Raw genomic sequence first — 24,699 nt, forward strand, 5'->3', positions numbered from 1 at the left:
TTTAGTAGGCATTGACTTTTTCTAAATATCATCATATTATACTATGCAATATGCGTTTTAGATGCTGAACAGCTTAACTTCTTGATGTTCGCCTACTGGTTGTATTATTTCAATAATATTTCGATTGTGCAGTTCGTAGCGTACCGCCGCATTTTCTGGCAGCTACTCCACAAATTCCTCGAAGTTTACGAGCTTACGTAAAGCTTGAGTCATAGGTTTTCAGGATTACCGATAATATAAATTATATCTCTATCTATCTGCGTTTATCTGCGTGCATCTGCGGTTACAAATTTCTATTTTTTATAAAGTCCGCAAGTTATTGTGCCACTTATGCTGTAACCATTTCGGGTTTGATATCAGGTGATGCTGGCTCAAACTACAACACCATGATTTGCTCTCGATACAACCCGACAGATTCATAAGTGCGTCCGTTGCGAGCGCTAAATTCAACCTCAAATGCTGCACCATCAGCCAACAGTTCAACCACAGTCCCTACTTGTCCGCGCCACAGGTTGTATTTAGGAATGTCAACTGTCAAGGCAACGATATCTAGTAATTTAATTGTATTATTTTCCACTTTCTTTTATTACCTCCAGGTACTGCGGATACGAATAAGTAGCCCTCAGTTTATCTCATTTCAAAATCCCCGTATTCTAGTTTTTTTTTGCTATTGTTGGAATTCATCGGTTGGATTTATAAACCCTGAATTACAACTTACTATTGAAGAAATAACTTAGTTCCCACCACATTTCGCCATTACTCCAAAACAAGAATTTACCGGGATAGCTAAAGCTAACAGCTAAAACCTCAGAAATATCTTCATGATAAACGAAATTTAATTCACATTCCAAGGATCTAATCTTAGTTACGAGTATCGTATCGATAAAACAAAGTCTACTGATAAGTTCTATGTAAAAATTTTCCGTTTTTCCCCAATCATTTAATTCCTCTATACCTGAAGCTCCTAAAGATGTTTGAACGAAATAAACTAAATCATTATAATCTTTTAATAAACTTATTCCATCAGGTTTTTTTCTTAGATCTCTTATGATATTCTCTAGTTCTTTTATGTTCTCCTCTAGTTGAGTTATTCTGGCAAGTAGCTTTTTTATGTTCTCCTCTAGTTGAGCTATTTTTGCAAGCAGCTTTTTTATTCTCTCCTCTAGTTGAGCTATTTTTGCAAGCAGGCGATTAATTTGTTTATCCGGAGTTACTATTATAATTTTCAACCTCTCAATTTCTTCTCGTAGCTCTTTTATGCTCTCCTCTTGTTGATCTATTTTTGCAAGCAGCCGATTAATTTCCTGAGCCTGATTTTTATTTTTATTTTTCAAACTCTCAATTTCTTGCTGAAGAAGTGCAACTCTATTTTTCTCCTCCTTAAGCTGTAGCTCTAAACTTATTTTGGCTTTTTCTAGCTCTCTGGCATTCTCTTCTAGTTGCTTAACTTTTGTTTCTAATTGACGTGAATTGGAGTTTAATGAATTGGACTTTAATGAATTTAACTCATAAAGTTTACTTTCTAATTGGGTTTTTTCTTGCTCTAGCTGGTTATTATCTATCTCTAAAGGTTGAATTCTGTCTAGTGCTCGTCTTAGTTCTGACTCTAAAGAGTTTTTGCTAGCTCGGAGTTGTAGATTATCTTGTGTCAATCTAGTATTATTATCTTTAGCTTGATTTAACTCTCTCCTCAGAACGTCTCTTTCTTGCTGTAAATCCCTATTTATTTGAATGAGTGATTGATTTTGGGCTATGACTTCATTAAGCTGGCTAGTAACCTCTTTAACTTTCTCGATTAAAAATTCCCACGTTATAAACTCTATATCTTGACTGCTGAGAGAACTACCCAATTCTTGAATAAGAACTTTTTTATGAGCTTCTAGTTCTTCAATTTTTTGTTCAAAGTAAATATTTTCAATACGAAGATCTGTTGAAATTTTCCTTACTTCATCTCTTTCGCTCTCAACACTTGCTAACTGTTGTTGTAGCTTTTGAACCGTCTGCTTCAAAGAATTGTTCTCAGTAGTAGTTGCCTTGAGTTCTGCCTCTGTTTGCTTAAATCTTGCAAGGATTTGAACTATAAAGGCGGTAAATAGGTTATTTCCTTGTTGTAACTGCTGGTTGATTTGCCTAAGCTCGACTGTCTGTGCTTCGAGCCTGTTATCCTCTGGTTTGTTCTTACCCCGGCGAAGTTGCAGGTAAATTATTACGATACTTAGTAAAGCTATTAAACCAGCAGTTTCGTAAACCATACTAATACTTTTTTGAAAATAGCGTTTTTGGACATCGGTTCCCGGGCAGAGCCTAGGAACCAGTTAATTAAAAAACAGAGGGCGGGTTTTGCATAAAACTTGACCGCAAAAGTCCAATTTTATGCTCAAACCCGCCCTAGCAAAACTCACTTAATAAGCGTCTTGCAATTCGTAGAAATCAGGGGAAATGTAATCTTTCCGCAGTGGCCAGCCTACCCAATCTTCGTTCATCAAAATCCGTTTCAGATTCGGATGTCCTTCATAGACTATGCCGTACATATCGTAGGATTCCCGCTCTTGAAAGTCGGCTGCTTTCCAAATCCAGTAGACTGATGGCACTCTGGGATCTTCGCGGGGTACGAATACTTTGACGCGGACTTCTTCAGGCTTGGAAGCATTGTCTGTCAGTTTAACCAAGTGGTAGACGCTGACTAAATCTTGTCCCGGCCCTTGGTCGTAGGCGCACTGGCACTGCATATAATTAAACCCGTAGGCATACAGTGCTGTTGACATCGGAATTAAGAATTCTCGATCGACCTTTAATATCTCCACGCCCAAATTATCGGCCGCTAAAGCTTCATGTTCAAAGCCATTCTGAGTCAACCACTGGGAAACCTTCCCGGCTTCAACAATTGCAGATTCTGTCTCAGCCACGGTTTACCTCCTGTTTTTGTCCTGCAAGCAGGGCCGGCGGTACTGGCATTCCCATTGCTTCCGTCAATTCCTTTGGCGGCGCTATCCGGCCTGGAATAGACAAGTATTTGCCGTCCAAAATGTCGTCTACTACTTTCATTTTGTGGGGTCTGGTGTAGTAGCGGTGGGTTGGCAGCAAATTGGCCCGTTCTTGCATGGAATCGTTGGCGATTTTTTTCCGCAGTTTGATAATTGCGTCAATAATCGCTTCTGGGCGGGGGGGACAGCCGGGGATGTACACGTCTACCGGAATCAGTTTGTCAACGCCGCGGACTGCTGTGGTGGAGTCCATGCTGAACATTCCGCCGGTGATGGTGCAAGCGCCCATCGCGATCACGTATTTGGGTTCCGGCATTTGTTCGTACAGCCGCACCAAGATGGGGGCGTACTTCATGGTAATTGTGCCGGCAGTGATGATCAAGTCGGCTTGCCGGGGGCTCGATCGCGGTACTAAGCCGAATCTGTCGAAGTCAAAGCGCGATCCGATCAAAGCCGCGAATTCGATGAAGCAGCAGGCCGTGCCGAAAAGCAGCGGCCACAGGCTCGAAAGTCTCGCCCAATTGTAGAGGTCATCCACTGTTGTCAGGATGACGTTCTCTGAGAGTTGGGATGTGACTTCGGGGCGCTCGACAGGGTTGATCAGCGCTTTTTGTGATTTGTCAGAACTTAAGACCATTCCAAGGCTCCTTTGCGCCATGCATAGACAAGAGCAATAACGAGGATCGTGATAAAAAACAAGGCTTCGATAAAAGCCAACAGTCCTAGCTGGTTGAAAGCAACCGCCCAAGGATACAGGAAGACGGTCTCTACGTCGAAGATGACGAAGACCAGGGCGAACATATAATATCGGATGTTGAATTGAATCCAGGCTCCGCCGATCGGCTCGACGCCGGATTCGTAGGTAGTGCGTCGGTCGTAGGGACGACTTTTGGGGCGCAGTACCTTAGACGCCGTGAGGGCGAGGATAGGGACTAGGCTGGAAATTAACAGGAAGCCTAAGAAATACTCGTAGCCGCTGAGTGCAAACACGGTGAATAATTACTGCCTAGGTGAAAGGGTTCTGTAACTTGTCTGTTACATTATATAGATTTTGGGTAGCTAAAATTACGGGTTGGTTGAGATTAATCGTCCATCTTCTGCAATAATTTTTAATGTATATTTTAAGATTAGCTTACCTACTCTTTTGGAGCTATGAGCGATCGAGCTACTGAAACCAAAACCCTCGATCGGCACGAGTGTCGCGCCTGCGGCTACGTCTACGATCCGAAAAAAGGGAATCCTAAAAATGACATTGCCCCCGGCACGGCTTTTGAAGATTTGCCCCAAACTTGGGTCTGTCCCGTTTGCGGGGCGCGCAAGTCGGCGTTTCAAAATCTCGGTCAGCAGGAAGGGGTATCGGGATTTAAGGCAAATCAGCGCTACGGTGTCGGTGTCAACGGCATGACGGAAGGTCAGAAAAGTTTGCTGATTTTTGGCGGCTTGGTCGTTGGTTTCTTGTTGTTACTTAGTATGTATGGTTTGCAGTAAAACGATTGTGAGATTTTGGCAACGAATTGTAATGTTATTGGCCGCTGCCCTCATCTGTACGAGTTGCAGCACCATCGGTTCCGTGAGTTACAACCCCTGGCAAGTGGTTTCCTTGCCGACGGAAGCTAATTTGCAGGATATTGCCTTTACGGGCAATCCTCAACACGGCTGGGTTGTGGGTTCTGAGGCGACTCTGCTCGAAACCTCGGACGGTGGCACTAGCTGGAAGTCTGTAGCACTGGATATCGACGATCCTAGGTCGCGTTTTGCCTCGGTGAGTTTTTCGGGTTCCGAAGGCTGGATTGTCGGCCAGCCTTCTGTTTTGCTCCACACGAACGATGAGGGCAAGTCTTGGACGCGGATTGCTTTGAGCAGTCAGTTGCCAGGTTCTCCGAGTACGATCGCAGCTTTGGGCCCGAATTCCGCCGAGATGACGACCGATGTCGGGGCGATTTACCGGACTTCTGACGGCGGCAAAAATTGGAAAGCAGTCGTGCAGGATTCTTTTGGGGTAGTTCGCAATATCAACCGTTCTCAAGACGGGCAGTATGTTGCGGTTTCCTCGAAAGGCAATTTCTACTCGGTGTGGAAACCAGGACAAGAAGCTTGGGAACCTCACAACCGCAATAGTTCTCGCCGCCTGCAAAATATGGGCTTTACCAAGGATGGGCGTTTGTGGATGCTCGCCCGCGGCGGTCAGATTCAGTTTAGCGATCCGTCCAATCCTGACGGTTGGGGAAAACCGTTTTTTCCCGATCGCAAAGCAAGTTGGGGTTTGCTGGACATGGCTTACCGGACTGATAATGAAGTTTGGGTAGCCGGCGGGGGCGGCAATTTGCTGTGCAGTTTGGACGGCGGGAAAACTTGGCTAAAAGACCGCGAAGTAGAAGATGTTCCCGCTAATTTTTACAGGATTGTCTTTATGGGCCCCGATCGCGGATTTGTGATCGGCGCGAGCGGTACTTTACTTAAATATCAAGGTTCAGCACAAGCTGCTTGATAGTAGAATAGTAATAGAGATTGTCTGTCAATTTGTTGTTGAAAGGAGGATTCTAAATGGCTGGTACAACTGGAGAACGTCCGTTTGGGGACATTATTACAAGTATCCGTTATTGGGTAATTCACAGCATCACCATTCCGGCTTTGTTTATTGCTGGATGGCTGTTTGTGCAAACGGGTTTGGCTTACGATGCTTTCGGAACTCCTCGCCCTAACCAGTATTTCACACCGCAGCGGGAAGAAGTGCCGATTATCTCGGATCGCTTTGAAGCTAAGAAACAAGTAGATCAGTTCATTGCCAAGTAATTTAACAAGGATTTGGAAAAATGACGAGCAGAACCCCAAATAATGAGCCAATTTCGTATCCGATTTTTACGGTGCGCTGGTTGGCAGTTCATACTTTAGGTGTCCCAACAATTTTCTTTTTGGGCGCGATCGCAGCAATGCAATTTATTCAACGATAGGAGTTTACAATGCCTGAGCGCCTTCCTAATCCCAACGAGCAGCCTGTTGAGTTAAACCGGACTTCTTTGTATTTGGGTTTGTTGCTGATTTTTACTCTGGGTATTTTGTTTTCCAGTTATTTCTTTAACTAACTGGTGTCTGAGTTTGCTTTCGATAGTTCGATCGAATGTGTTTAGCTGTGAATTAGTGAGGTGATAGCTATGTTTAGTGAAAGTGGCAGAATTCCTTTGTGGCTGGTAGCTACTGTCGCAGGTCTCGGTGTTCTGAGCATTGTGAGCCTTTTCTTCTACGGTGCTTATGCCGGTTTGGGTTCTTCGATGTAAGGAGAATTAAGCGGATTTTCTGCTTTTAACCCCCCTTTTTCAAGGGGGGTTTTAATTACTTAAAGTATGTTGGTAAATTAGGGATAAATTTGATTTAAAGTGTTGATTTTTGGGCAAGTTTATGATACTTTAATTCTCTCGTGATAGCGGGATTTTTTGTGGTTGGGTAGAGATTTGCCCAATAAACGGATTCCGGGCGGGTTCACCAATCACCCCAAAATCGATCGCCACTAGCCGACGATCGCCTCCTTCTGTGGGGCAAATCCTGAAATTAGCCAAAAGTTGCGAGTAGAATGGTGCAAGAGCCGATCGCTCGACTGTAGTGCACAGCGAAATATGACCCCACCGCCGCCGCCCCGCAAACCTCAAACCGTCTTGGGTGCAATTACCCAAGCAGTCCAGACTATTGCCAAGGTTAATTTTAACCAGCTAGCGCTGAAACCTAATGCCAAAGTACCCGAACTGTGGGTACAGGATGCGGGTGCAGCTAAAGCTGAGGTTTATCCGCTGTTGGGCGATCGATATTTGTTAGGTCGATCGTCCAAATCTTCAGATATTGTAGTTCGCAATCCCGTTGTCAGTCACGTGCACTTATCTCTGTCACGGGATACTCGGCGGCGGACTCCTTTTGTCATCAAAGATGAAGACTCCACCAACGGCATTTACAGCGGCAAAAGGCGAGTTAAAAGTATGTCCCTGCGTCACGGAGACGTGTTCACATTAGGGCCGCCGGAACTAGCCGCCGCTGTCAGAATTCAGTACGTATATCCGCCGCCTTGGTATTTGCAATTTGTGCGTTACAGCTTTTACGGCGTCAGCGGAATCACCGCTTTGATTGCGGTGTTGGTAGGGATGGAATCGACAAAGTTTCAAGTGCGGCCTCTGCCGAGAAGTATCAATGGCCCCGTGATTGTTTACGCCCGCGACGGACAAACTCCCCTGCGTCCTCCTCAGAATAACGCTCACTTAGAATTAAAAAAATTGCAGGATTTTTCGCCTTATTTATCCAAGGCGGTACTTGCTTCGGAAGACAGCCGCTACAATTGGCATTTGGGGGTAGATCCGATCGGAGTTTTGCGGGCGCTTTTGACCAATGTTCGCGGGGGAGGAATTCGCGAAGGCGGCAGCACTGTGACGCAGCAGTTAGCGAGGAGTTTGTTTCGAGATTATGTGGGAACTCAAGATTCGGCAGGACGCAAGTTACGGGAAGCTGTAGTTGCGTTGAAACTGGAGAATTATTACAGCAAAGATGAGCTGTTGCTGACTTATTTAAATCGCGTGTTTTTGGGAATTGACCTTTACGGTTTTGAGGATGCGTCTCGGTTTTATTTTGGCAAATCGGCGAAGGATTTAACTTTGTCAGAGGCGGCAACTTTGGCGGGCATTTTGCCTGCGCCAAACAGTTTTAATCCGATTCAAAATTATCAATTGGCGGTGCAGTACCGCGATCGAGTGATCGAACGGATGCGGGCACTGGGGACGGTTTCTCAGGAAGAAGCAGATCGCGCGAGGCGATCGCGAATTGAGATCAATCCCAAAGCTCGCCAATACCTGCAAAGTACGATCGCTCCTTATTTCTACAGTTATGTATTTGACGAATTGGAGTTTTTGCTGGGGGAGCAGTTAGCCCGAGAAGGCAATTTTATTGTAGAAACAGGTTTGAATCCCGGCCTGCAAAAGTTGGCGGAAAGTTCCCTCAGAAATGCTGTTGAAAATGCGGGAGCCAGTGCAGGTTTTTCTCAAGGAGCCGTGGTAACTCTCAATAGTACAACCGGAGAAGTCTTAGCTTTAGTTGGGGGCGTAGATTACTTAAAAAGTCAGTTTAATCGGGCTACCCAAGCTTTGAGACAGCCCGGTTCTACATTTAAGATTTTCACCTATGCAGCCGCCTTGGAACGGGGAATCTCACCCGATAAAACTTATTCTTGCGCCCCCCTTTCCTGGGGCGGACAAAGTTACAGCGGCTGCGAAAGAAGCAGCGGTAGTGCTGATATGTATCGGGGTTTAGCACAGTCGGAAAATGCAATTGCTTTGAGAATAGCACAACAAGATGTCGGTTTAGAAAATGTAGTGGGAATGGCCAGACGTTTGGGAATTACTTCTGAACTGCGTTCTAACCCGGGTTTAGTATTAGGTGAAAGTGAAGTTAACGTGTTGCAATTAACGGGTGCTTTCGGGGTTTTGGCCAATCGGGGTTTGGGAAATCGTCCCCACGTAATTAAGCGAATTATTGACAGCAGCGATTGCAAAGATAGAAATGATTTTAACAGTTGCCGGGTGATTTATGACTATCAAAAAGATGGCATTGCCAATCGGCAGTTAGTTTCGGAAGCCGTAGCGGATACGATGACTGATATGCTGCAAGGTGTGGTGCGCGGAGGTACGGGTAGCAGTGCTGCTTTGGGGTTGGGAGAAGCTGGAAAAACAGGCACGACTAATGATAATAGAGATTTGTGGTTTGTCGGTTATATTCCGAGTCAGCAACTGGTGACAGGAGTTTGGTTGGGAAATGATGATAATTCTCCGACTGGGGGAGGTAGTGCAAATGCCGCTTTGTTGTGGGGGGAATATATGCGGCAGGTGGCGCGTTGAGTAGATGTGGGGGAGGGGATTGGATGAATTTTGATACCGCATTAAAATATACAATTTAAATGCGGTACAGCTTATCAACTCAATCTAAAACTCCTGGGCGCAGAACCCATCAAAAACAGATGCTGCAATTGCTTTCCGTCGGATAGCGAAAGCTAACGCTCAAGAGCGAGCAATGACATACATAAGTTATTGATTCCCAGGCGGATTAAGGTTAACTGAGCGAGGATTTTTTCAGGGCTTGGGTTGTTCGTCTCCAAAGCGATCGCACATATTTTCGTTGGTCGATCGTGTGCAGTACAATAAATGCCAGGAAAGTATAAGCAATCCAGAAATGTAAATCTCCTGCGAAATCTACAACCGCTGGATTTTTAGGAAAGATATCTGGCAACGTTGCAACCCAGAAGAAAGGGAGATTCCCGCTCTTATACGAATTAGATAGGAAAACTCCGCTCAGAGGAACCGCTAGCATAAACAGATACATTGCCGTGTGCAGTAGAAACGTGCGAATCCACTCACCTGTAAACTTGGGGCGGCGGCGCGTATACTTACGCCACCAAACTTGCTGCAAAATGAAAATACGCCAAGTTAGCAATCCAATTGTCAACACGCCAATCGATTTGTGCAAGCTATAAGCGTTACCTTGTAATGGTGTATTGTCTGGCATTCTAACCATCCAAAATCCCCCAAGCAACAGCAGGAAATAACAGGTTGCCATCACCGCGTGCATTGACCATAATTGCTTGAAGGCTGAATTTGTTCTTGGCTGGGGCTTTGTTTCTGGCGGAACTAATTTGGAACTCATCGAATACCTCGTAAACATTGAATGGTGTTTGGGTTCTGTCAGTCGATTTTAGATTTTAGATTTTAGATTTTAGATTTACTCCACAGATGAATTTAGGAGCTTGAAGTTTTGTCTAAAATTGTTATATCACCACGACTTAAGTCGGGCTTGTATCCGTTTTTGGGATGTGTCATTCCATATATGTAAGTTCTATAAATCTGAGATAAACCGGGATTAAAACTTTCTTATGTTTCTGGCGACCAAGGCTAAGGAAAAGAAAGCATCAAGGGTGAGAGCATTTAGACGCTGCCGCTCCTAAAAATGCTTTTTACTCTCCGAAGAAATGCTACCACAGAGAAAATAGTCTCTATGGCAGATACTTCAAGCCCGGACTGTTTTACTCCGGGACGCAGTTGCAACCTCAGAAACTTGGTTTCTTCGTATATTTTTCGTTCATCGCGGCAACTTTTGCTAAGAAACCGGGTTTCTAGCCTCCGATGCACAAGTCTTGGGTCTGAGAAACAGGGCGACAGCCCGACAATATCGAGTGCAAATTGACGACGTTTCCAATGACCGCGATCGCAGGTGCTGCAAATCCAGTTGCCTCAACTTGCTCTACAATTGTAGCCAAAGTTCCGATCAATTCTTCTTGTTCGGGCCGCGTTCCCCAGCGCACTAACGCTATGGGCGTTTCTGCACTCATTTGGGCTGCTGTTAACTGGCCGATAATGTAAGGCAAATTGTGGATTCCCATGTATACTACAATGGTTTCGGAGCCCCGGGCGATCGCCTGCCAATTTACCTCCGGCCGATATTTTCCCGCTGATTCGTGACCGGTGACAAAGGTGACTGAGGAACTGTAGGATCGATGTGTTAAAGGAATTCCCGCATAAGCAGGGGCCGCAATCCCAGAAGTTACACCCGGCACGACTTCTACCGACACTCCCGCTTTTACCAACTCTTCCATTTCTTCGCCGCCGCGACCGAAGATAAACGGATCGCCGCCTTTGAGACGAACTACGATCGCATTATCTCCAGCTTTTTCTATCATTAGCTGAGTTGTTTCATCTTGCATTAACGAGTGACGGCCTTTGCGTTTTCCGGCATCAATTCGTTCTGCTTGGGGGTTGATTGCTGCCAAAATTTGAGGACTGACTAAAGCGTCGTAAATCACCACATCCGCGCACTCTAACAAAGCTTTTCCCTTCAAGGTCATCAAACCCGGATCTCCTGGCCCCGCACCTACTAAATACACTTTTCCTAAAGACATTTTTCTTGCTTCCTTTACCTCTTCTGTGCCTCTGCGGTTCATTTTTGAATTAAATTCCCAATTAAGTCTGCTAATTCTACACTTGCGCCTAGAGGATTTGCGAGATAAAGCTCCGCCGTAGGAAATTGCTGCTTTAGCTGTGCGACATTTTTGGCGATCGCATCTGTAATTCCTCCATTAAATAAGAAGTATGGCACAATCCCTATTTGCTGCTGTCCACCACGAACCAAACTGTCAATTTGCTCTTCCAAACTCGGCTTTACCGACCAATAAGCTGTCACCGCACCGAGTTTGCTGGCGATTTCCTCAACAGTCGAGTTACCTCCGGGGCGACGGCTGCCGTGAGATAATAAAATCCATTTTGGCAATAGCAGATTGGGGAGAAAAGTCACCTCTTCCATCTGACTTTTTACCAATTTTGTTAAGCCTGCTTCCTGCGAACCTAAATGCGGGCGCAATTCAATTTTTAGCTTGTCACCAAAAGTTTGTTGGGCAATTTCCACCTCTGCCGGTATGTCTTCGGCGACGTGAACTCCTGGCAATAAAAATACAGGCAGGATTTGCAATTCTGTCAGTCCCAGCGACAGAGTACGTTCGCCCAAACTGCAAATTTGTTCGTGCAGCGGTGCGGGCCCGAGTTCTAAGGTGGCGGTTGCTACTGCGGGGAACGAGTCAGCCAATTTTTGAGACAGCAGTTGAGCTAGGTTTTCCAAAGCTACTTGAGGTCTGGGGTCGCGGCTGCCGTGAGAGACTAATAAATAGGTCGATCGCAATTTCAATATGGATTTGATGTTAATGTTCGATCGGAAATTCAAATAATTATAGCACCGTAGGGCGCGGGACTTGAAAATTACTCAACACTTAACCCGAATATTCCGAGTCACGCACCTGTAACAACTTAACCAAGGTGCGCGGTTTTAAAATTACTGAACACTGGGCTTAAATATTCTAAGCCGCGCACCCTCAAAAAGAAGGTGCGCGGCTTACAACTTACTTAACACTGGGCTTAAATCTTTTAAGCCACACACCCTACACAACTATCAAATTAAGCTTTGGGAGCGGGATCGGCGATGTACTGGAAAGTAGGTTCCGAGTTCCAAGGGCCGCGTTCGTCCTTGCCATTTGTGGACAAGTTAAAGTAGAGATCCACGGTGGAATCTGGGGGAATATTGCCGAACAGCGGATCGGTGAGTTTGCCCACCGATTCCAGAGCTTTCATAAACATTTGAGTGTGAGAAATTTCGCGAGTCAGCAGAAAGTGCAGCGTCTTTTTCGTTCCTGCATCCGGGGCTAGTTTAATCAACTCTTCGTAGGTTTGGCGAGCTCCTCCTTCCGCAGCGATATTAGCACGCAAATCGCGCACCACCTCCCCGCCTTCGTTGATATAAGCAGCCGTCCAAGCTTGACCTTGGCTGTCTAACAAGTGTGGGCCTACGCCGCGCACCGCAAACAAAGTGCTTTTGTAAGCTTCTGTTTGGTCAACGTTTTTGGTGTGCATTTCTATCAGTTGGCCCACCATTTCTAAGTGGCTGAATTCTTCTAGTGCAATATCTTGGAGCATATCCTTAATCCCTGCATCTTCACAGTGAAAGGACTGCACCCAGTATTGCAGAGCTGCTGTCAGTTCTCCGGTTGCTCCGCCAAACTGTTCTAGCAGCAATTGGGCAAAACGGGGATTGGGCTCGTCTACTGTCACCGCAGCCATTAATTGTTTTTTGTGAAAAAACATGGATCGATACCTCTCTTTAGTTAGTTCTGTTATTAAAGTCTCAGGCTCGCAGACTTTATCTGTGTTCGCATTCACACTCCATTGTGCGGCAACCGATCGCAGCGAGCCTCGGTCGCTAGTTACATCTAACGAGACAAATTTCTCTGCTTTCAGGTAGAGTTTAAAAATAAAAATTTAGTTATTTTGTCGGTAGACAAATTACAATTTAGGAGCAGCATTATTGTCGCACTCGGTTAATTTTGCTGACAGGGCATCGAGGTGTCGCAGCCACTGAATGCCGCCAACCCAACTGCGAGAGGGGAGGTGTCCGATTGGTGATCGCTGACTAAATTTAATCTGCCCTAAAGTAGTAGCAGAATTGTAGGTTTGCCAGTTCACCAGATCGCAAAATCTGATATAGTCTCGCTTAACGCTTTCGTAAATCTGCTTTTGGACGCTGAAGCCAAACCGACCTTGACTGTAGTGCAACCAAAGGCGATCGACTGTTTGCAAATCTTCGCAGGATAGCTGGTAAATTTGGCTAATTTCTAGCTGAGTTCCCGGTTCCTGGGAAAGAGACTGACACATCAAGCCCCAAGTTTCGCGATCGGCTTCTTTCCACTTTTTGTTACACAAAAAATCTCGCAGTTTGGTATAATCAACTCCCCGTGCAGAAATTAGGGTTGGCTCGATATTTGAAGTATTTGAAGTAGCAGATAAGGAAAAATTTTCTGCACAATGGGCGACGGCATTGGTCGGTAAAATTGGAGAATCAGAAGTTGGTAGCGCGCTGATATCGGTTGAGTTGTCGCTATTATTAAGAGTAGGAGCGATCATCGGCTTTTCGGGCGAAAGCAAATTTTGATTGCGAATATCTAAAGCTGCTTGGATATCTTGCAAAACTTCCGTAGCAAAACTGTAGCGCTGAGTGAGACGAGTTTGCAGCAATTTATCTAAAATTTCGCCTAACTCGTCGCTAATACTCGTGGCTTTGGGGAGAAACTCGCGCCACCACCAGCGCTCGTTGTTGCAGTCATACATATCCAAGGGAGGAACTTGCGTCATCAGGCGAATGCAAGTAACACCTAAACTGTAAAGGTCGCTAGCAGGAAATACTTTGCCGCGCATTTGTTCGGGGGCTACATAATCTTGACTGCCGATGAGCGTTGCTGGACGAAGCATAGCTGAATCAGTCAGCAGTTTGGCAATGCCGAAATCGATCAATACGAATTTGTTGTCTGACTGTCGGCGGATAATATTTTCGGGTTTGATGTCGCGGTGAATGACGCGCTTGTCATGGATAAACTGCAGCACCGGCAATAAGTCTTGCAGCACTTGCCAAATTTGATTTTCATCGTATACACTCTTATCTAATTCTTGTTTAAGAGTCGATCCCTCTATAAACTCTTGAACTAAATAAATATGACCTTCTTGTTCAAATCCGGCTAATAATGTGGGGATTTGCGGGTGTTTTCCGAGCTCGTCTAAACGGACGCCTTCTTGCCGAAATAATTCAACGGCTTTGTTGAAAATTTCGGGGTCGCGGTCGTAAAAATAAAATTGCTTGACTGCACAGGGGGGTAGAGATGGGATGTCTTCATCAATTGCTAGGAAAGTTTTACCAAATCCGCCTCTACCTAAAAGTTCAATCGGGCGATATCGCTGTCTCAGCACCAGGTTAAAGCCGCAGTTTAAGCAAAATTGTGCGGCGTTGGAGTTTTGAGGATTTTGACATTCAGGGTTCACACAGTAGCTCATATTGATTTTAGATTTTATATTGCGGACAAGACTTTTTTTTAAACGAACCGCGAAGACGCGAAGCTGCGCGAAGGAAGAGGGAAGAGAGAAGAGAGAGAAGAAGGATGGTTGATAACTCATGCGGTGTGGGATAAGCTGTCCCGCTTCTTGTGTTGCATTTTTCGGGCGGGCGGGAAACCCCACAAGCATTTCATCTGAGATGTTGCACCATTCTCAATAAGGCTTTTAGGGGCAGGATGCCCAACCCCTACTCCCCAAAAGAAATTCATTCTTTGTGGAACAGGCATCTTGCCTGTTATTAAAAATGGTGCCAGAGGTGAGTTTTATCAAACAGGACTGTAAAATGTAGATGCGCCTGGGGTGATAAGGCTATTTTAATGCGCTAGATCGAATCGGGACGCTGCCAAAGTTACCGAACCCAGGCCGCATAACTGCTGGGGGCAGGATAATTGCCGATCGGCCTGTGCGATCGGGAAGAGCGAAAATTGTGCTATAGTCTTACTGTGCTTGGAACTTGAGGCACAATCGATCTGTCCGGTTCAGGGACGCTCAAAAATATTTCAAAATATTTTTGCCCTACCCCTAGACTTGTGCTGAGATCTGATGCTATAGTTAAAACTGATACGGCGAGCGTAGCCAAGTGGTTAAGGCAGTGGTTTGTGGTACCACCATTCGTGGGTTCAAGTCCCATCGTTCGCCCTTTTGATTCTAAACACTTTAATTCAATATCCCGTCGCCTGTACGGTAATTTGCGATGGTCGTAGGGTGTGCATTGCACACCTTAATCTTTTTTGGGATGTAGCGGTTCTGTCGGCACAAGTTCCGATGTGCTAATCTTAAATCCAATCTAAAATCTAACATCAAAATATGCCATCTTTAGTAACAGAAGATTGGGGATATAAATTTAGTGGCGATCGCACAATTAATAAGTTTATTCGGGATATAGAAGGAGAAGCAGCTTTAGGGAAATATTGCGATTGGGAATGCAAAGAACGTGCGGAAATTCTGATGTCGGAGATAGCTGGCAAATCCCACAATCTTTTCTACGTGCGCCGCCAAAAGGTAAATGAGAGATTTTCTGAAGAAGAAATCTGGGAATTGCTGCTTGCTACGGATGGAGATGATTTTGAATTACCCCAATTGTTGCAAAAAGCCGATCGCACTTTGCGGTTGTTAGCAACTGTACGCTGTGAAGACGGAATTGGCGGTTTAAAACTGCTGGATGCTGGTTTGGTGGCGGTTCCCAGAGGGAGGAAAGATGGGTATGCTTTGCCGGTTCAGTTGCGACTTTTGGCTAACAGTAGATCGCCAATTCCTGTAAAGTCGATCGCCCGCGTCCAACAAATGCCATTTTGGGACGACAGACACATACCGACTACCGAACAGCTAAAAGTTTGGCATACTTTTTTAAATGTTGAAAAACGCATCGCGGAAGCGCGTCAATTTTGCGTGCCTTTCCGAGCGCACAATTACGGTTCCGGCTTCAAAATCGTCACTTTTGAAATCGATCGTAATTCCGCAACTCTTGACGGCTATGAGGAAAATTCCTTAGAATTGGGCGACTTTCGCGAAAGGCTGAAAAAAGCCAGAAATGAAGAAATTATCCTGTTTGATTCGCCGCCCGGAAGCAGAAGCAGCCGAGATGGAGAGACATTGGGTAGCATCGCTGAAGTTGACTTTGAACATAGTAAATTACGGATTAAGTTAGATGTTGATTTAGGCGATCGGATGGCGGGCGGCAGATATCAAATGCCCAAACAAGGATTCTTGTATTTTGAGGCTGCGGGCGATATCAGTCAGATCGAACGGAAGAAAAAAGCTTTAAAAATGCTGACAGATGGTCGCGCTCAAAATCCCTATTTGAGTGAGTTTTTATTCGACTCTTCTCAGGCGAGAATACCCGAAAAACTGATTAAATTGGATCGGGAAAACTTATTAAATCGCAATGCTAATGAAGATCAACTTGCTGCCGTAGAAACGGTGCTTTCGGCGCGGGATTTAATTTTGATTCAAGGCCCGCCGGGAACTGGCAAAACGACTGTGATTGCAGAGATTTGCTATCAAATTGCCCGTCAGGGCGGCAAAACGCTTATTGCTTCCCAAGCAAATTTGGCTGTAGACAATGCTTTGAGTCGGTTAGTTCACAATCCGGCGATTCGGGCTTTGCGGAAGGGAAAAGCTCATAAGGTGCAGGAAGAAGGGCAGCCGTTTTTGGAGGAAAATGCGATCGGCACTTGGCTGCAAAATACGGCGACTGACTGCGAACAAAAGCTCTCGCAGCGCCTGACTAATGTCAAATCTTTGCGGCAGTTGGTGGCAGAATCAGAGCGATTTACCGCCTACTGGGGCGCAGAGAAAGATTTTTTTTATGAACTAAAACACCTGCACGACAGTCAAGCAAATATTGAGGAAAAGTGCAAGCAGCAAGCAGCAGCTTATGAAGAGATTGTAACCAAAAAAAGCGAGATTGAATCTCTAGTTAGCGGGCTAGGAAATTTGCTGGATGCGCCGAATGTCAACTGGGAATCTCCAGAAGTGGCTGAGTTTATGCCCAGACTAAAACCTTATTCAGAAGGCAATGTTTTAGTAGAGAACTTTATGGCAAATGTTAAGATTGCCGCTAGCAATGCTATTCAAATAGGCTTCGATCGCCCTGCTTGTGGCGCGTTTGGGATTGCGGTTTGGTTGCAGGAAACTGTAGCAGCGCAAATATCGGAATTTAAGACAGCATTCGATCGCGCTGATGATGTTTGTCACGCTATGTCAACGGTTGCGGAGTCGTTGCGGGTGTCGCGGCAGATGTCTGAGGCTGTGAATCAACTCGAATTGGGCGATCGGCAAAATCAGACACACCGCCAAAATCTCGAACAGAAAATCAAGAATTTGGAACTGCGAAAAGCGGAAATTGCAGCCGTTGTCGTCGCCGTTGCACACTGGATTGAGACAGCAGATACGGGGCTCTATGAAGTCGTGAAAACTTGCTGGGAAACGGGCGCAATGCTCACGGATGATATGGTAGAATTGCCGACAGGATTGCTGAAAATTGCCCGATCGCTCAAATTGCCGATCGTTCCCCCGAAATGCAAAATCAATTTGCCCGATTTGGATCGGTTGCAAAAGGCGATATCCCACGAAGAAAGCGCAGGTTTTAAGGACATACAAGGGCAACAGTTCCGGTTTAGCGAGTTTCTGCACTTAAATTTGAGTCAAACGCCGATCGTGCTCTCTGCAGGCGATCGTACACAGTGGCAACAACTAGCCAAAGACTTCGCCAGCTATTCTCAAGTCAGTCAAAGTCAGCGCAAATTCATCATCGAAAAAGCAGCGACTTTCTTAGCTAGCATTCAACAATTTTACAGTCAATCCTTGCAGCCAAATCATATTCAGGCTACCTTCGATCGCCTAGTCAAAGAATTGCTGCACAGTATCCTCGCCAATGCCCGTCAGTGCGTGGTTCCCCTGAAAACCGAAACCGAACAGCAGCTTATCAAACAGCAACAGTTATTAGATAAAATCGGTCAAACATTGAACCAGCAGCAAATATCCGCCGCTAAACTTCAGGTAGAAACAGCGCAGCAAGAGGCAAACTTAAAAATTAGCGAAGTTACTAATTTGTTGCAAGCAATTGTCCAACAGCCAAACGTCCCTGAAAAGTTGCGGATTTTAGCCGAACAATATCTCGCCCAAAAATCCAATATTTGGGAGCAACCGCAGCAGTTTGTCAAGCAAGTTGATGCTTGGAAAGCCAGCACGATTCAGCTTGAAAAATCCATTGCTGACATAGACCCTTTTGGGGTTTTGGAGACAATCAAAAACACTCTTGACGAGCATTTATCTCCCCTGCAAATTGCGGCGGCAACTTCGCAGCAGCAACTCGCCGAACTTCAAGCAGAGTTGAGCGAAATTACCGCTCAACTGCAAGAGCAGCAACCGACAGCAGCATTACTTGTTGAGAGAAATTGGTGGGAGTCAGCATGGCAAACTATCCCGACTCAATACCAGCCAGAAGTTCCGAATACAGGATTATTCAGCGTAGCTTTTTTAAACAAAATTAAGCGTTTATTCAAAAGTTGGCAGCAGAAATTAGAACAAGAAGAAACAGCCCTAAATCGTTCTCAAAACTTTGTGACAGATTGGATTCAAAAACTTCGCAATCCCTCAGAAAAAGACCGCAACGATTTAAAGCAAATTTATATTGACAATGCCAACGTAATCGGCATTACTTGCGTGCAAGCTGCTAGTTTCGATTTTACTAAAAACTTTCCCAGCTTTGATGCAGTCATCATTGACGAAGTTAGCAAATGCACTCCGCCCGAGTTGTTAATTCCCGCTTTGAAAGGCAGAAAGTTAGTATTAGTGGGCGATCACCGGCAATTGCCGCCGATGTTTAATCAAAGTACGATCGACGATATTGCCGAAGACATCGGCTGTACCGGAGACGAACTTAGCTTTATCAAAGAATCGCTGTTCAAAGTTTTGTTTGAAAATGCCAGCGACAGCATCAAAAAAATGCTGACAACTCAGTATCGGATGCACCCACAAATCATGGGCGCAATCAATCAATTTTACCAGCAAAAACTCAACTGTGGCATTCAGGAAGCTGACACCAAACGCGCCCACAACCTCGCAGGTAGAATCATTCAAGAAAATAATCACATTCTGTGGGTAAAAACGCCCATCGGACAAGGATTTGAAGAGGAAAAACAGGGTACTTCCCGGTTGAATGTCAAGGAGATTGATGCGATCGAGCGTTTGTGCGAACAAATGGACACAGCTTGGCGGCCCAAAGTTGCCGACGGTGAACCACCGAAAGAAATCGGAATTATCACTTTTTATGCTGCTCAATTAAATGCAATTAAAGACAGAATTGAAGGCGAAAGATTCCCTGCTTTGAGCATCCGCACTGGTACGGTTGACATATTTCAAGGCATGGAAAGACCTGTGATTATTGTCAGCACCGTGTGCAATAATGTTAGGGGCGATATTGGATTTGCGAAGGAACCGGAACGGGTGAATGTGGCATTTTCCCGCGCTCAAGAATTGCTGGTAGTTGTTGGCTGCCACGATTTATTTACCCAACAAACAGGTACAGTGGGAAAAATGTATCAGGAAGTTTCAAAAACGGTGCGTCACTGCGGAGGTTTTGTAGATGTTTCTAGCGTCCTCAACTAAACCAATAGACTCGAATTTAAGTTCGCTAGCCGAACAGATTGAGCAACAAAATCCGGGTTTGTCAGTGTTGGCGGCGCGTCAATTCCGCTTCGCAATCCGCCAAACTCCGCTGGAGGTAGCGGTTAGCGAACCGCGCGAGTTTAACGTGTTGGAAGAGTTCATTTTGCGGGCGGGTGTTGAGTTTGAACCTGCGCCAACTTTGAAGGAATTGGCGGATTTGCTGGGGTTGGACGAGATTTTTGTGAAGACTACGGCGGCGACTCTGGTTAGTTTGGAAAGCTTGGAGGTGGCTGAAAATGGAAAAATTGCGATCGCCCCGCAGGGTAGAGATTTTTTCGAGAAAGGTGCAGTTAGTCGCTCGCAAATTCAATCAATTTATGCCATTTCCGATCCGCTGAATCAAACTCTTACCTTTAAATTCGATGCTTTAGCTGCAGAATCGGTCAACTTACCCGATTTAGCAGATTTAGTGTCCCTCGAACATAAAATTAGCGACCTTGCGAATTTAAGTCTAGCAGAAATCCAGCCGTTAATTCAAGATTCCGGCTTAGGAATTCACGCCCCACAAAACGGCAAAATAGTCTCTGCTTGCGATGTCGTCGGCGACGATTTAGATATTTGGCAAACTGTTTCGATTTTTGTGTTGCTGGATGCGATCGAAAATAAAACTACTATTCAAGTCAGACAGGGAAAACAAATATTAGAAACAGCATCAAACTTGCTAAACGAACTTGAATCGCAACAAAAACTTTCCTTGAACGACTTGTGTCAAGTAACCCCAGACATCGCACAGCAAGAATCCGAGACAATCCCCGTCCATAAAACTCCTAAAAAGCCCTCAAAGAAAAAACGCAAGGAAACGATATGATGAGGGCTAAAGTCCTGATTACAAACTGGTTTGTAGTCAGGACTTTAGTCCTGATTAACTGATATCTTGCACCCTTCTCAATTACTTGTTTAGGAACGGGCAAGATGCCCGTTCCACAATAAAATTAAGTTTGGTGGAACGGGCATCTTGCCCGTTCTTGACAAGAGTACAACATATAACTATTAACCAACAAATGAAGTAATTGTGCAATATACTCATATTCCCAACTTCTTGAAGAAGCCGGGTATCTACTTCGCCCTACTGAGCCTTAACGGATTTCAGCATCCGCCAAGTACCCACCGCCGCGTAATTCCGCTTTGCAGAATCATCGAAAGCAAACCGATCGCCAATTTTGTTAAGAGCCGAAGCAACAGAACAATAAGAAGACAGTAGAGTAAAAATAGAAGCAGCCCAATTATTCTGAGTATCTGAAAAAGTTTTAGACGGTTCTTTAGCAACTAAATCGCGGTTCATTCCCCGGGCAGAGAAACCAAATTCCGCCGCTCGACGGAGCACCGCCATCAATTCAGCGCGAGTGACGGACTGCGTAGGTTTAAAAGTTCCATCTTGATAACCGCTAATTATCTTGTTTTCCCGCGCAAATAGAACTTTTCAGGCACTCCAGCGGACAATATCAACATCGCTATAGGGACGGATAGAAACATTGCTAGGAAATGTGATATAGCATCTTGTATTCCTTTCCAGGAGTCCAATACTAAAGATACCAAGTGCTCTCTGGTAACAGCAAGTTGCGGTCGAAAGGTATTATGTTGAGAAAACCGGGCTACAAACCCAAAGCCCACAGCTTCTTTAATTTCGGAAGCGTAGATATCATCGGTAGTTATCTCCGAATTGTAGAAAAGCCAGTATTGCCTACGGTATTGGTATTTCCTGCGGTATTGGCTGCGGTATTGGTATTTCCTGCGGTATTGGCTGCGGTGATGGCTGCGGTATTGGCTGGGGTAATGGCTGGGGTAATGGCTGCGGTGATGGCTGGGGTAATGGCTGCGATGATGGCTGCGGTAATGGCGGCGGTATTGGTATTGGTATTGGCTGCGGTATTGGCTGCGGTATTGCTTCGGTATTGCCTCCGGTATTGCCAATTTCTGCGGGTGCGGATTGATTGGTAGTGAAATAAAAGTGGCCTAATGTGCGGCCTTGGTAAGCTCTTTTACTCAAGCGCCAAGCAGGATCGAGACTGATTTTCATGAAGTCGTTAACATCGCCGTTTGTGCGACCGATAACCACCGATTTACCTTGGTAATCTACCGGAGTTCCAATTAGTAGAACATTGCCATCAACAGTTTCCAAAGTTAGGGTGTATTTTAATGCTAAATCGGTGCCTGCCATGCGAATTGAAAAGCCGTTGCTGTCAGTTGCGCGGCCACAAATACCGGTGAAATCAAAACTAACTAATAATGGATCGACTTTCACGGGATTAGAGCCACTTTCGCTCCAGCATTTTCGCGCGTCAGAGACTTGTTCTAGAATTAGCAATTGGTAGCCGCCGGAAGGGCGGGGTTGGGCGATGACAATTACTCGGTCTTGGTTAATTTCGGTTTCGTCAAAAGTAAATGCTTTAGCCGAACCGATCGCGCCAAGTGTTAAAATTGCTGAACCTGCCAGTGCGGCCACTGTTCGTACCAATGAATGTTTCATGAGTTTTCCCTATTGGCTCCTGATTGTGATGAGACTTATCTAGAATATAAAAAATTCGCCCTCTTCCAACAACAAGATAGAATTTTACCATCTCTTGTTCCGGTGGTACCAAGTGCGATCGATCGGCGATCGTCACCTTGGTTGGTAGTGAGAACTAAAGTCCGAGCGAATTTTTATGAGGACTTCAGTCCTCACTACAAAGTTATAACCGTTATTTTACCGAGGAACTTGATAAGCTGTCGGGCATCTAAATGGTATTTTCCGGGCGGACGGGACGCCCACTCCACAAGAATTTGATTGGACTTGACAGTAAAATTTAGATGCGCCTGGGCTTATTACTTGCGGGAAACGATCGCACTGTTCACAAAAAAACGGTGCGTTACACATGGTTAACGCACCCTAAAACAAACATTCAAAAAGCGCCTTTCCTGTCTAGCGGAACATACTGCTAACAGAACTATCTTCGTGAATCCGCCAAATAGTTTCTCCGAGCAAATTGGCTACCGAAAGCACCGTCAACTGCTTAAAACGGTTCTCTTCCGGCACAGGAATTGTATTCGTAACAATTACCTCTTCCAAAATCCCGCTAGACAAACGCTCGATCGCCGGAGGCGAAAACACCGCATGAGTAGCACAAGCATAAACCTGCCTCGCACCCTCGCGGCGCAACAATCTCGCACCTTCAGAAATCGTGCCGGCAGTATCGATCATGTCGTCCACCAACACAGCAGTTTTGCCCCTGACATCACCGATAAGATTCATCACTTCTGCCACGTTGTGAGCTTGGCGGCGCTTGTCAATAATTGCCAGGGGAGCATCGCCAAGCTTTTTGGCAAAAGCTCTCGCCCTAGCGACTCCGCCAACATCCGGCGAAACCACAACAATATCCGTCAATTGCTTGCTCGCCAGATAATCCAATAGCACCGGCGAACCGTAAACGTGATCGAAAGGAATGTCAAAATAACCTTGAATCTGAGCCGAGTGCAAATCCATCGCCAAAATGCGACCGGCCCCAGCTTCCGTAATCAAATTAGCCACTAATTTTGCAGTAATCGACTCTCTTCCGGCCGTTTTGCGGTCAGCCCTAGCATATCCGTAATAGGGGATGACGGCAGTAATTTGTCTGGCCGAAGCGCGGCGACAAGCATCGATCATAATTAACAATTCCATGAGGCGATCGTTTACCGGACAGCAAGTTGGCTGAATCAAGTAAACATCGCAACCCCGAATTGATTCTTGAATTTGAACGTAGAGTTCCCCATCAGCAAACCGCTTGCGAACCATCGGCCCCAAATCGATCCCCAGATAGCGAGCCACCTCTTGGGCGAGAGGAACATTAGCAGAACCGGAGAACAGCCGCAGACGGTCATGAGCGGAAACCGGCGGCTCGGGAAGCGGAAGCGGTAAAGTAGCAGAACGGATCACAGCAGGCCTCTTGCAGGACGTTTATTCCATCGCTATCTTACCATCTGAAACTAGAAATATTCAGCCAATTTTTTAAGAGATTTAACATTCGGGGCGGCCACAAGTGTGAAGTTAGGAGAATTGAATAGGACTTGCAGAAATATGTCCAACAAATCCGGTTTCTACCCCACATTCAGCTCCCTTAACGGTCACAATCGGTTTTTACTTATTTTTATCCAGCCATAAAACTATGAATTATACTTGAATACCGTACATTAACGGATTAAAAACTTTTTAAAGGCATAATTTATTACTGTAAAGATAGAGTTTTCTGCGTAATTATGCTGTGTGACACCCCCAGGGCGTGGAATGTGGGTTCTAGCGAACTCTCGTACTGGCACAAGTACGATCGCACTTGTGTCCCTGCGTCTAAAAGTTCTGGCGTGAGTCAATTTGGGGCCGAGGCTGGAAGTCTAGTCGCCCAAAATTCAGTCCAAGGCCGAAGGCATCCGGGTTCAATGCGATAAAAATGCCACCAACAGGCAATAAACTTGAAAAATACTGTAAAAAAAGTTAAGAATCGGAAGCATACTCCAGATTTTTGATATCGGGCAAAGCAAGGTAGAAATCGATGAGCTTAAGAGAACGCATTGACGAAGAAATCAAAGCAGCGATGAAGTCCAAGGACAAAGTTCGCTTGGAAACAGTTCGCGGCATCAAGAAATTTATTCTCGAAAAAGAAGTCAGCCTCCGTCCCTCCGGCCAAGAGACGCTGACAGAAGCTCAAGAAATGGAAATTTTGATGCAAATAGCCAAACAGCGCCGGGATTCGATCGAACAATACCGCAAAGGTGGCCGCGAAGATTTAGTGGCACAAGAGGAGGCGGAGTTGGCAATTGTTGAAGAGTATTTGCCGGCGCAGATGTCAGACGAAGAGGTGAGTCAAGTCGTTGACGAAGTGATTGCTTCGGTTGGCGCTACTTCTGCAAAAGATATGGGCAAGGTGATGGGCAAGGCAATGCAGCAGCTTAAAGGCAAAGCAGACGGTAACAGAATTCAAGACATGGTGAAAGCAAAGCTTAACAGTTGACAGTTGACAGTTGACAGTTGACAGTTGGCAGTTGACAGTAGTCATTAGTCAGTAGTCAGTAGTCAGTAGACATCTCCCATAAATCATCTCAAGCTTTATAGAGATGTATGGCTTAGACCGAGAGGCGACAATTTATTA

At 45.4% G+C, this 24,699-nt stretch carries 24 protein-coding genes and 1 tRNA gene; 12 read left to right on the forward strand and 13 right to left on the reverse strand.

The window, feature by feature from the left end:
- Positions 1-376 precede the first annotated feature (376 nt).
- The 5 genes from QUB33_RS02355 to ndhC form a co-directional block, all read right to left on the reverse strand.
- On the reverse strand, positions 377-577 hold the full coding sequence (locus QUB33_RS02355) for a DUF4926 domain-containing protein (protein ID WP_333346725.1): 201 nt from the start codon (positions 575-577) through the stop codon (positions 377-379).
- A 130-nt stretch (positions 578-707) separates the two neighbouring features.
- A complete protein-coding gene (locus QUB33_RS02360) occupies positions 708-2,252 on the reverse strand; it encodes a hypothetical protein (protein WP_333346728.1) in 1,545 nt (514 codons plus the stop codon).
- A 150-nt stretch (positions 2,253-2,402) separates the two neighbouring features.
- A complete protein-coding gene (locus tag QUB33_RS02365) occupies positions 2,403-2,906 on the reverse strand; it encodes an NAD(P)H-quinone oxidoreductase subunit J (RefSeq protein ID WP_172190238.1) in 504 nt (167 codons plus the stop codon).
- A complete protein-coding gene (gene ndhK, locus QUB33_RS02370; RefSeq protein WP_333050395.1) occupies positions 2,899-3,621 on the reverse strand; it encodes a photosynthetic/respiratory NAD(P)H-quinone oxidoreductase subunit K in 723 nt (240 codons plus the stop codon). The genes QUB33_RS02365 and ndhK overlap by 8 nt, the downstream gene beginning before the upstream one ends.
- Positions 3,612-3,974, reverse strand: coding sequence for a photosynthetic/respiratory NAD(P)H-quinone oxidoreductase subunit C (gene ndhC / locus QUB33_RS02375; protein ID WP_006635500.1), 363 nt, complete (start codon positions 3,972-3,974; stop codon positions 3,612-3,614). The genes ndhK and ndhC overlap by 10 nt, the downstream gene beginning before the upstream one ends.
- Positions 3,975-4,136: 162 nt before the next feature.
- Between ndhC and QUB33_RS02380 the strand changes: the two genes are divergently transcribed.
- From QUB33_RS02380 to QUB33_RS02410, 7 genes are all read left to right on the forward strand, one after another.
- A complete protein-coding gene (locus QUB33_RS02380; RefSeq protein WP_190661728.1) occupies positions 4,137-4,472 on the forward strand; it encodes a rubredoxin in 336 nt (111 codons plus the stop codon).
- Positions 4,459-5,472 (forward strand): photosynthesis system II assembly factor Ycf48, encoded by a 1,014-nt coding sequence (locus QUB33_RS02385; RefSeq protein ID WP_333346733.1) that lies wholly within the window; start codon positions 4,459-4,461, stop codon positions 5,470-5,472. The genes QUB33_RS02380 and QUB33_RS02385 overlap by 14 nt, the downstream gene beginning before the upstream one ends.
- 56 nt (positions 5,473-5,528) lie before the next feature.
- Positions 5,529-5,777, forward strand: coding sequence for a cytochrome b559 subunit alpha (gene psbE / locus QUB33_RS02390; protein WP_006635503.1), 249 nt, complete (start codon positions 5,529-5,531; stop codon positions 5,775-5,777).
- A gap of 20 nt (positions 5,778-5,797) precedes the next feature.
- Complete coding sequence (psbF, locus tag QUB33_RS02395) at positions 5,798-5,935, forward strand: cytochrome b559 subunit beta (RefSeq protein WP_006635504.1); 138 nt, start codon at positions 5,798-5,800, stop codon at positions 5,933-5,935.
- Positions 5,936-5,944: 9 nt separating this feature from the next.
- On the forward strand, positions 5,945-6,067 hold the full coding sequence (locus tag QUB33_RS02400) for a photosystem II reaction center protein L (protein WP_006635505.1): 123 nt from the start codon (positions 5,945-5,947) through the stop codon (positions 6,065-6,067).
- A gap of 69 nt (positions 6,068-6,136) precedes the next feature.
- Positions 6,137-6,259, forward strand: a complete 123-nt coding sequence (locus QUB33_RS02405; protein ID WP_006635506.1) for a photosystem II reaction center protein J — start codon at positions 6,137-6,139, stop codon at positions 6,257-6,259.
- 336 nt (positions 6,260-6,595) lie between these two features.
- Positions 6,596-8,851 carry a transglycosylase domain-containing protein gene (locus tag QUB33_RS02410; protein ID WP_333346736.1) on the forward strand — a complete coding sequence of 752 codons (2,256 nt, stop codon included), beginning with the start codon at positions 6,596-6,598 and terminating at the stop codon, positions 8,849-8,851.
- Between the two features lie 211 nt (positions 8,852-9,062).
- Here the strand turns inward: QUB33_RS02410 and QUB33_RS02415 are convergent, their stop codons facing one another.
- The 5 genes from QUB33_RS02415 to QUB33_RS02435 all read right to left on the reverse strand — a co-directional run bounded on the left by QUB33_RS02415 (position 9,063) and on the right by QUB33_RS02435 (position 14,368).
- Entirely contained in the window at positions 9,063-9,653 is a 591-nt protein-coding gene (locus QUB33_RS02415) for a cytochrome b (RefSeq protein ID WP_333346739.1), read from the reverse strand.
- Positions 9,654-10,119: 466 nt separating this feature from the next.
- Entirely contained in the window at positions 10,120-10,944 is an 825-nt protein-coding gene (gene cobA / locus QUB33_RS02420) for a uroporphyrinogen-III C-methyltransferase (protein WP_333346742.1), read from the reverse strand.
- Positions 10,941-11,717: a sirohydrochlorin chelatase gene (locus QUB33_RS02425; protein ID WP_333346745.1), complete on the reverse strand. Its 777-nt coding sequence runs from the start codon at positions 11,715-11,717 to the stop codon at positions 10,941-10,943. The genes cobA and QUB33_RS02425 overlap by 4 nt, the downstream gene beginning before the upstream one ends.
- A gap of 230 nt (positions 11,718-11,947) precedes the next feature.
- Positions 11,948-12,631, reverse strand: coding sequence for a manganese catalase family protein (locus QUB33_RS02430; protein ID WP_333346747.1), 684 nt, complete (start codon positions 12,629-12,631; stop codon positions 11,948-11,950).
- A gap of 198 nt (positions 12,632-12,829) precedes the next feature.
- Positions 12,830-14,368, reverse strand: a complete 1,539-nt coding sequence (locus QUB33_RS02435; protein WP_333346750.1) for a serine/threonine-protein kinase — start codon at positions 14,366-14,368, stop codon at positions 12,830-12,832.
- Between the two features lie 626 nt (positions 14,369-14,994).
- Here QUB33_RS02435 and QUB33_RS02440 point away from each other — a divergent pair.
- The 3 genes from QUB33_RS02440 (at position 14,995) to QUB33_RS02450 (ending at position 20,408) form a co-directional block, all read left to right on the forward strand.
- Positions 14,995-15,067: transfer RNA gene (locus QUB33_RS02440), tRNA-His, on the forward strand.
- Positions 15,068-15,235: 168 nt separating this feature from the next.
- Positions 15,236-19,540 carry an AAA domain-containing protein gene (locus QUB33_RS02445; protein WP_333346753.1) on the forward strand — a complete coding sequence of 1,435 codons (4,305 nt, stop codon included), beginning with the start codon at positions 15,236-15,238 and terminating at the stop codon, positions 19,538-19,540.
- Complete coding sequence (locus QUB33_RS02450) at positions 19,518-20,408, forward strand: hypothetical protein (protein ID WP_333346756.1); 891 nt, start codon at positions 19,518-19,520, stop codon at positions 20,406-20,408. Before QUB33_RS02445 ends, QUB33_RS02450 begins: the two co-directional genes overlap by 23 nt.
- A gap of 258 nt (positions 20,409-20,666) precedes the next feature.
- Here the strand turns inward: QUB33_RS02450 and QUB33_RS02455 are convergent, their stop codons facing one another.
- The 3 genes from QUB33_RS02455 to QUB33_RS02465 all read right to left on the reverse strand — a co-directional run bounded on the left by QUB33_RS02455 (position 20,667) and on the right by QUB33_RS02465 (position 23,492).
- Positions 20,667-20,930, reverse strand: coding sequence for a hypothetical protein (locus QUB33_RS02455; RefSeq protein WP_333346759.1), 264 nt, complete (start codon positions 20,928-20,930; stop codon positions 20,667-20,669).
- Positions 20,931-21,281: 351 nt separating this feature from the next.
- Positions 21,282-22,067 carry a DUF3747 domain-containing protein gene (locus tag QUB33_RS02460; protein ID WP_333346762.1) on the reverse strand — a complete coding sequence of 262 codons (786 nt, stop codon included), beginning with the start codon at positions 22,065-22,067 and terminating at the stop codon, positions 21,282-21,284.
- Between the two features lie 432 nt (positions 22,068-22,499).
- A complete protein-coding gene (locus QUB33_RS02465; RefSeq protein WP_190734335.1) occupies positions 22,500-23,492 on the reverse strand; it encodes a ribose-phosphate pyrophosphokinase in 993 nt (330 codons plus the stop codon).
- Between the two features lie 320 nt (positions 23,493-23,812).
- On the opposite strand from QUB33_RS02465, the gene QUB33_RS02470 reads away from it, so the two are divergent.
- Both QUB33_RS02470 and QUB33_RS02475 read left to right on the forward strand, forming a co-directional pair.
- Positions 23,813-23,998: a hypothetical protein gene (locus QUB33_RS02470; RefSeq protein WP_333346765.1), complete on the forward strand. Its 186-nt coding sequence runs from the start codon at positions 23,813-23,815 to the stop codon at positions 23,996-23,998.
- 104 nt (positions 23,999-24,102) lie between these two features.
- On the forward strand, positions 24,103-24,561 hold the full coding sequence (locus QUB33_RS02475; protein ID WP_333217409.1) for a GatB/YqeY domain-containing protein: 459 nt from the start codon (positions 24,103-24,105) through the stop codon (positions 24,559-24,561).
- Positions 24,562-24,699 lie beyond the last annotated feature (138 nt).

The sequence above is a fragment of the Microcoleus sp. B3-A4 genome (genome assembly GCF_036705385.1).
GTDB lineage: Bacteria > Cyanobacteriota > Cyanobacteriia > Cyanobacteriales > Microcoleaceae > Microcoleus.

Coding starts and splice junctions, on each gene's coding strand:
- QUB33_RS02360 (WP_333346728.1), bottom strand. CDS start 2,252: ATGGTTTACGAAACTGCTGGTTTAATAGCTTTACTAAGTATCGTAATA.
- ndhK (WP_333050395.1), bottom strand. CDS start 3,621: ATGGTCTTAAGTTCTGACAAATCACAAAAAGCGCTGATCAACCCTGTC.
- QUB33_RS02380 (WP_190661728.1), top strand. CDS start 4,137: ATGAGCGATCGAGCTACTGAAACCAAAACCCTCGATCGGCACGAGTGT.
- QUB33_RS02385 (WP_333346733.1), top strand. CDS start 4,459: ATGGTTTGCAGTAAAACGATTGTGAGATTTTGGCAACGAATTGTAATG.
- psbE (WP_006635503.1), top strand. CDS start 5,529: ATGGCTGGTACAACTGGAGAACGTCCGTTTGGGGACATTATTACAAGT.
- psbF (WP_006635504.1), top strand. CDS start 5,798: ATGACGAGCAGAACCCCAAATAATGAGCCAATTTCGTATCCGATTTTT.
- QUB33_RS02400 (WP_006635505.1), top strand. CDS start 5,945: ATGCCTGAGCGCCTTCCTAATCCCAACGAGCAGCCTGTTGAGTTAAAC.
- QUB33_RS02405 (WP_006635506.1), top strand. CDS start 6,137: ATGTTTAGTGAAAGTGGCAGAATTCCTTTGTGGCTGGTAGCTACTGTC.
- QUB33_RS02410 (WP_333346736.1), top strand. CDS start 6,596: ATGACCCCACCGCCGCCGCCCCGCAAACCTCAAACCGTCTTGGGTGCA.
- QUB33_RS02415 (WP_333346739.1), bottom strand. CDS start 9,653: ATGAGTTCCAAATTAGTTCCGCCAGAAACAAAGCCCCAGCCAAGAACA.
- cobA (WP_333346742.1), bottom strand. CDS start 10,944: ATGAACCGCAGAGGCACAGAAGAGGTAAAGGAAGCAAGAAAAATGTCT.
- QUB33_RS02430 (WP_333346747.1), bottom strand. CDS start 12,631: ATGTTTTTTCACAAAAAACAATTAATGGCTGCGGTGACAGTAGACGAG.
- QUB33_RS02435 (WP_333346750.1), bottom strand. CDS start 14,368: ATGAGCTACTGTGTGAACCCTGAATGTCAAAATCCTCAAAACTCCAAC.
- QUB33_RS02445 (WP_333346753.1), top strand. CDS start 15,236: ATGCCATCTTTAGTAACAGAAGATTGGGGATATAAATTTAGTGGCGAT.
- QUB33_RS02450 (WP_333346756.1), top strand. CDS start 19,518: ATGTTTCTAGCGTCCTCAACTAAACCAATAGACTCGAATTTAAGTTCG.
- QUB33_RS02455 (WP_333346759.1), bottom strand. CDS start 20,930: ATGGCGGTGCTCCGTCGAGCGGCGGAATTTGGTTTCTCTGCCCGGGGA.
- QUB33_RS02460 (WP_333346762.1), bottom strand. CDS start 22,067: ATGAAACATTCATTGGTACGAACAGTGGCCGCACTGGCAGGTTCAGCA.
- QUB33_RS02470 (WP_333346765.1), top strand. CDS start 23,813: ATGCTGTGTGACACCCCCAGGGCGTGGAATGTGGGTTCTAGCGAACTC.
- QUB33_RS02475 (WP_333217409.1), top strand. CDS start 24,103: ATGAGCTTAAGAGAACGCATTGACGAAGAAATCAAAGCAGCGATGAAG.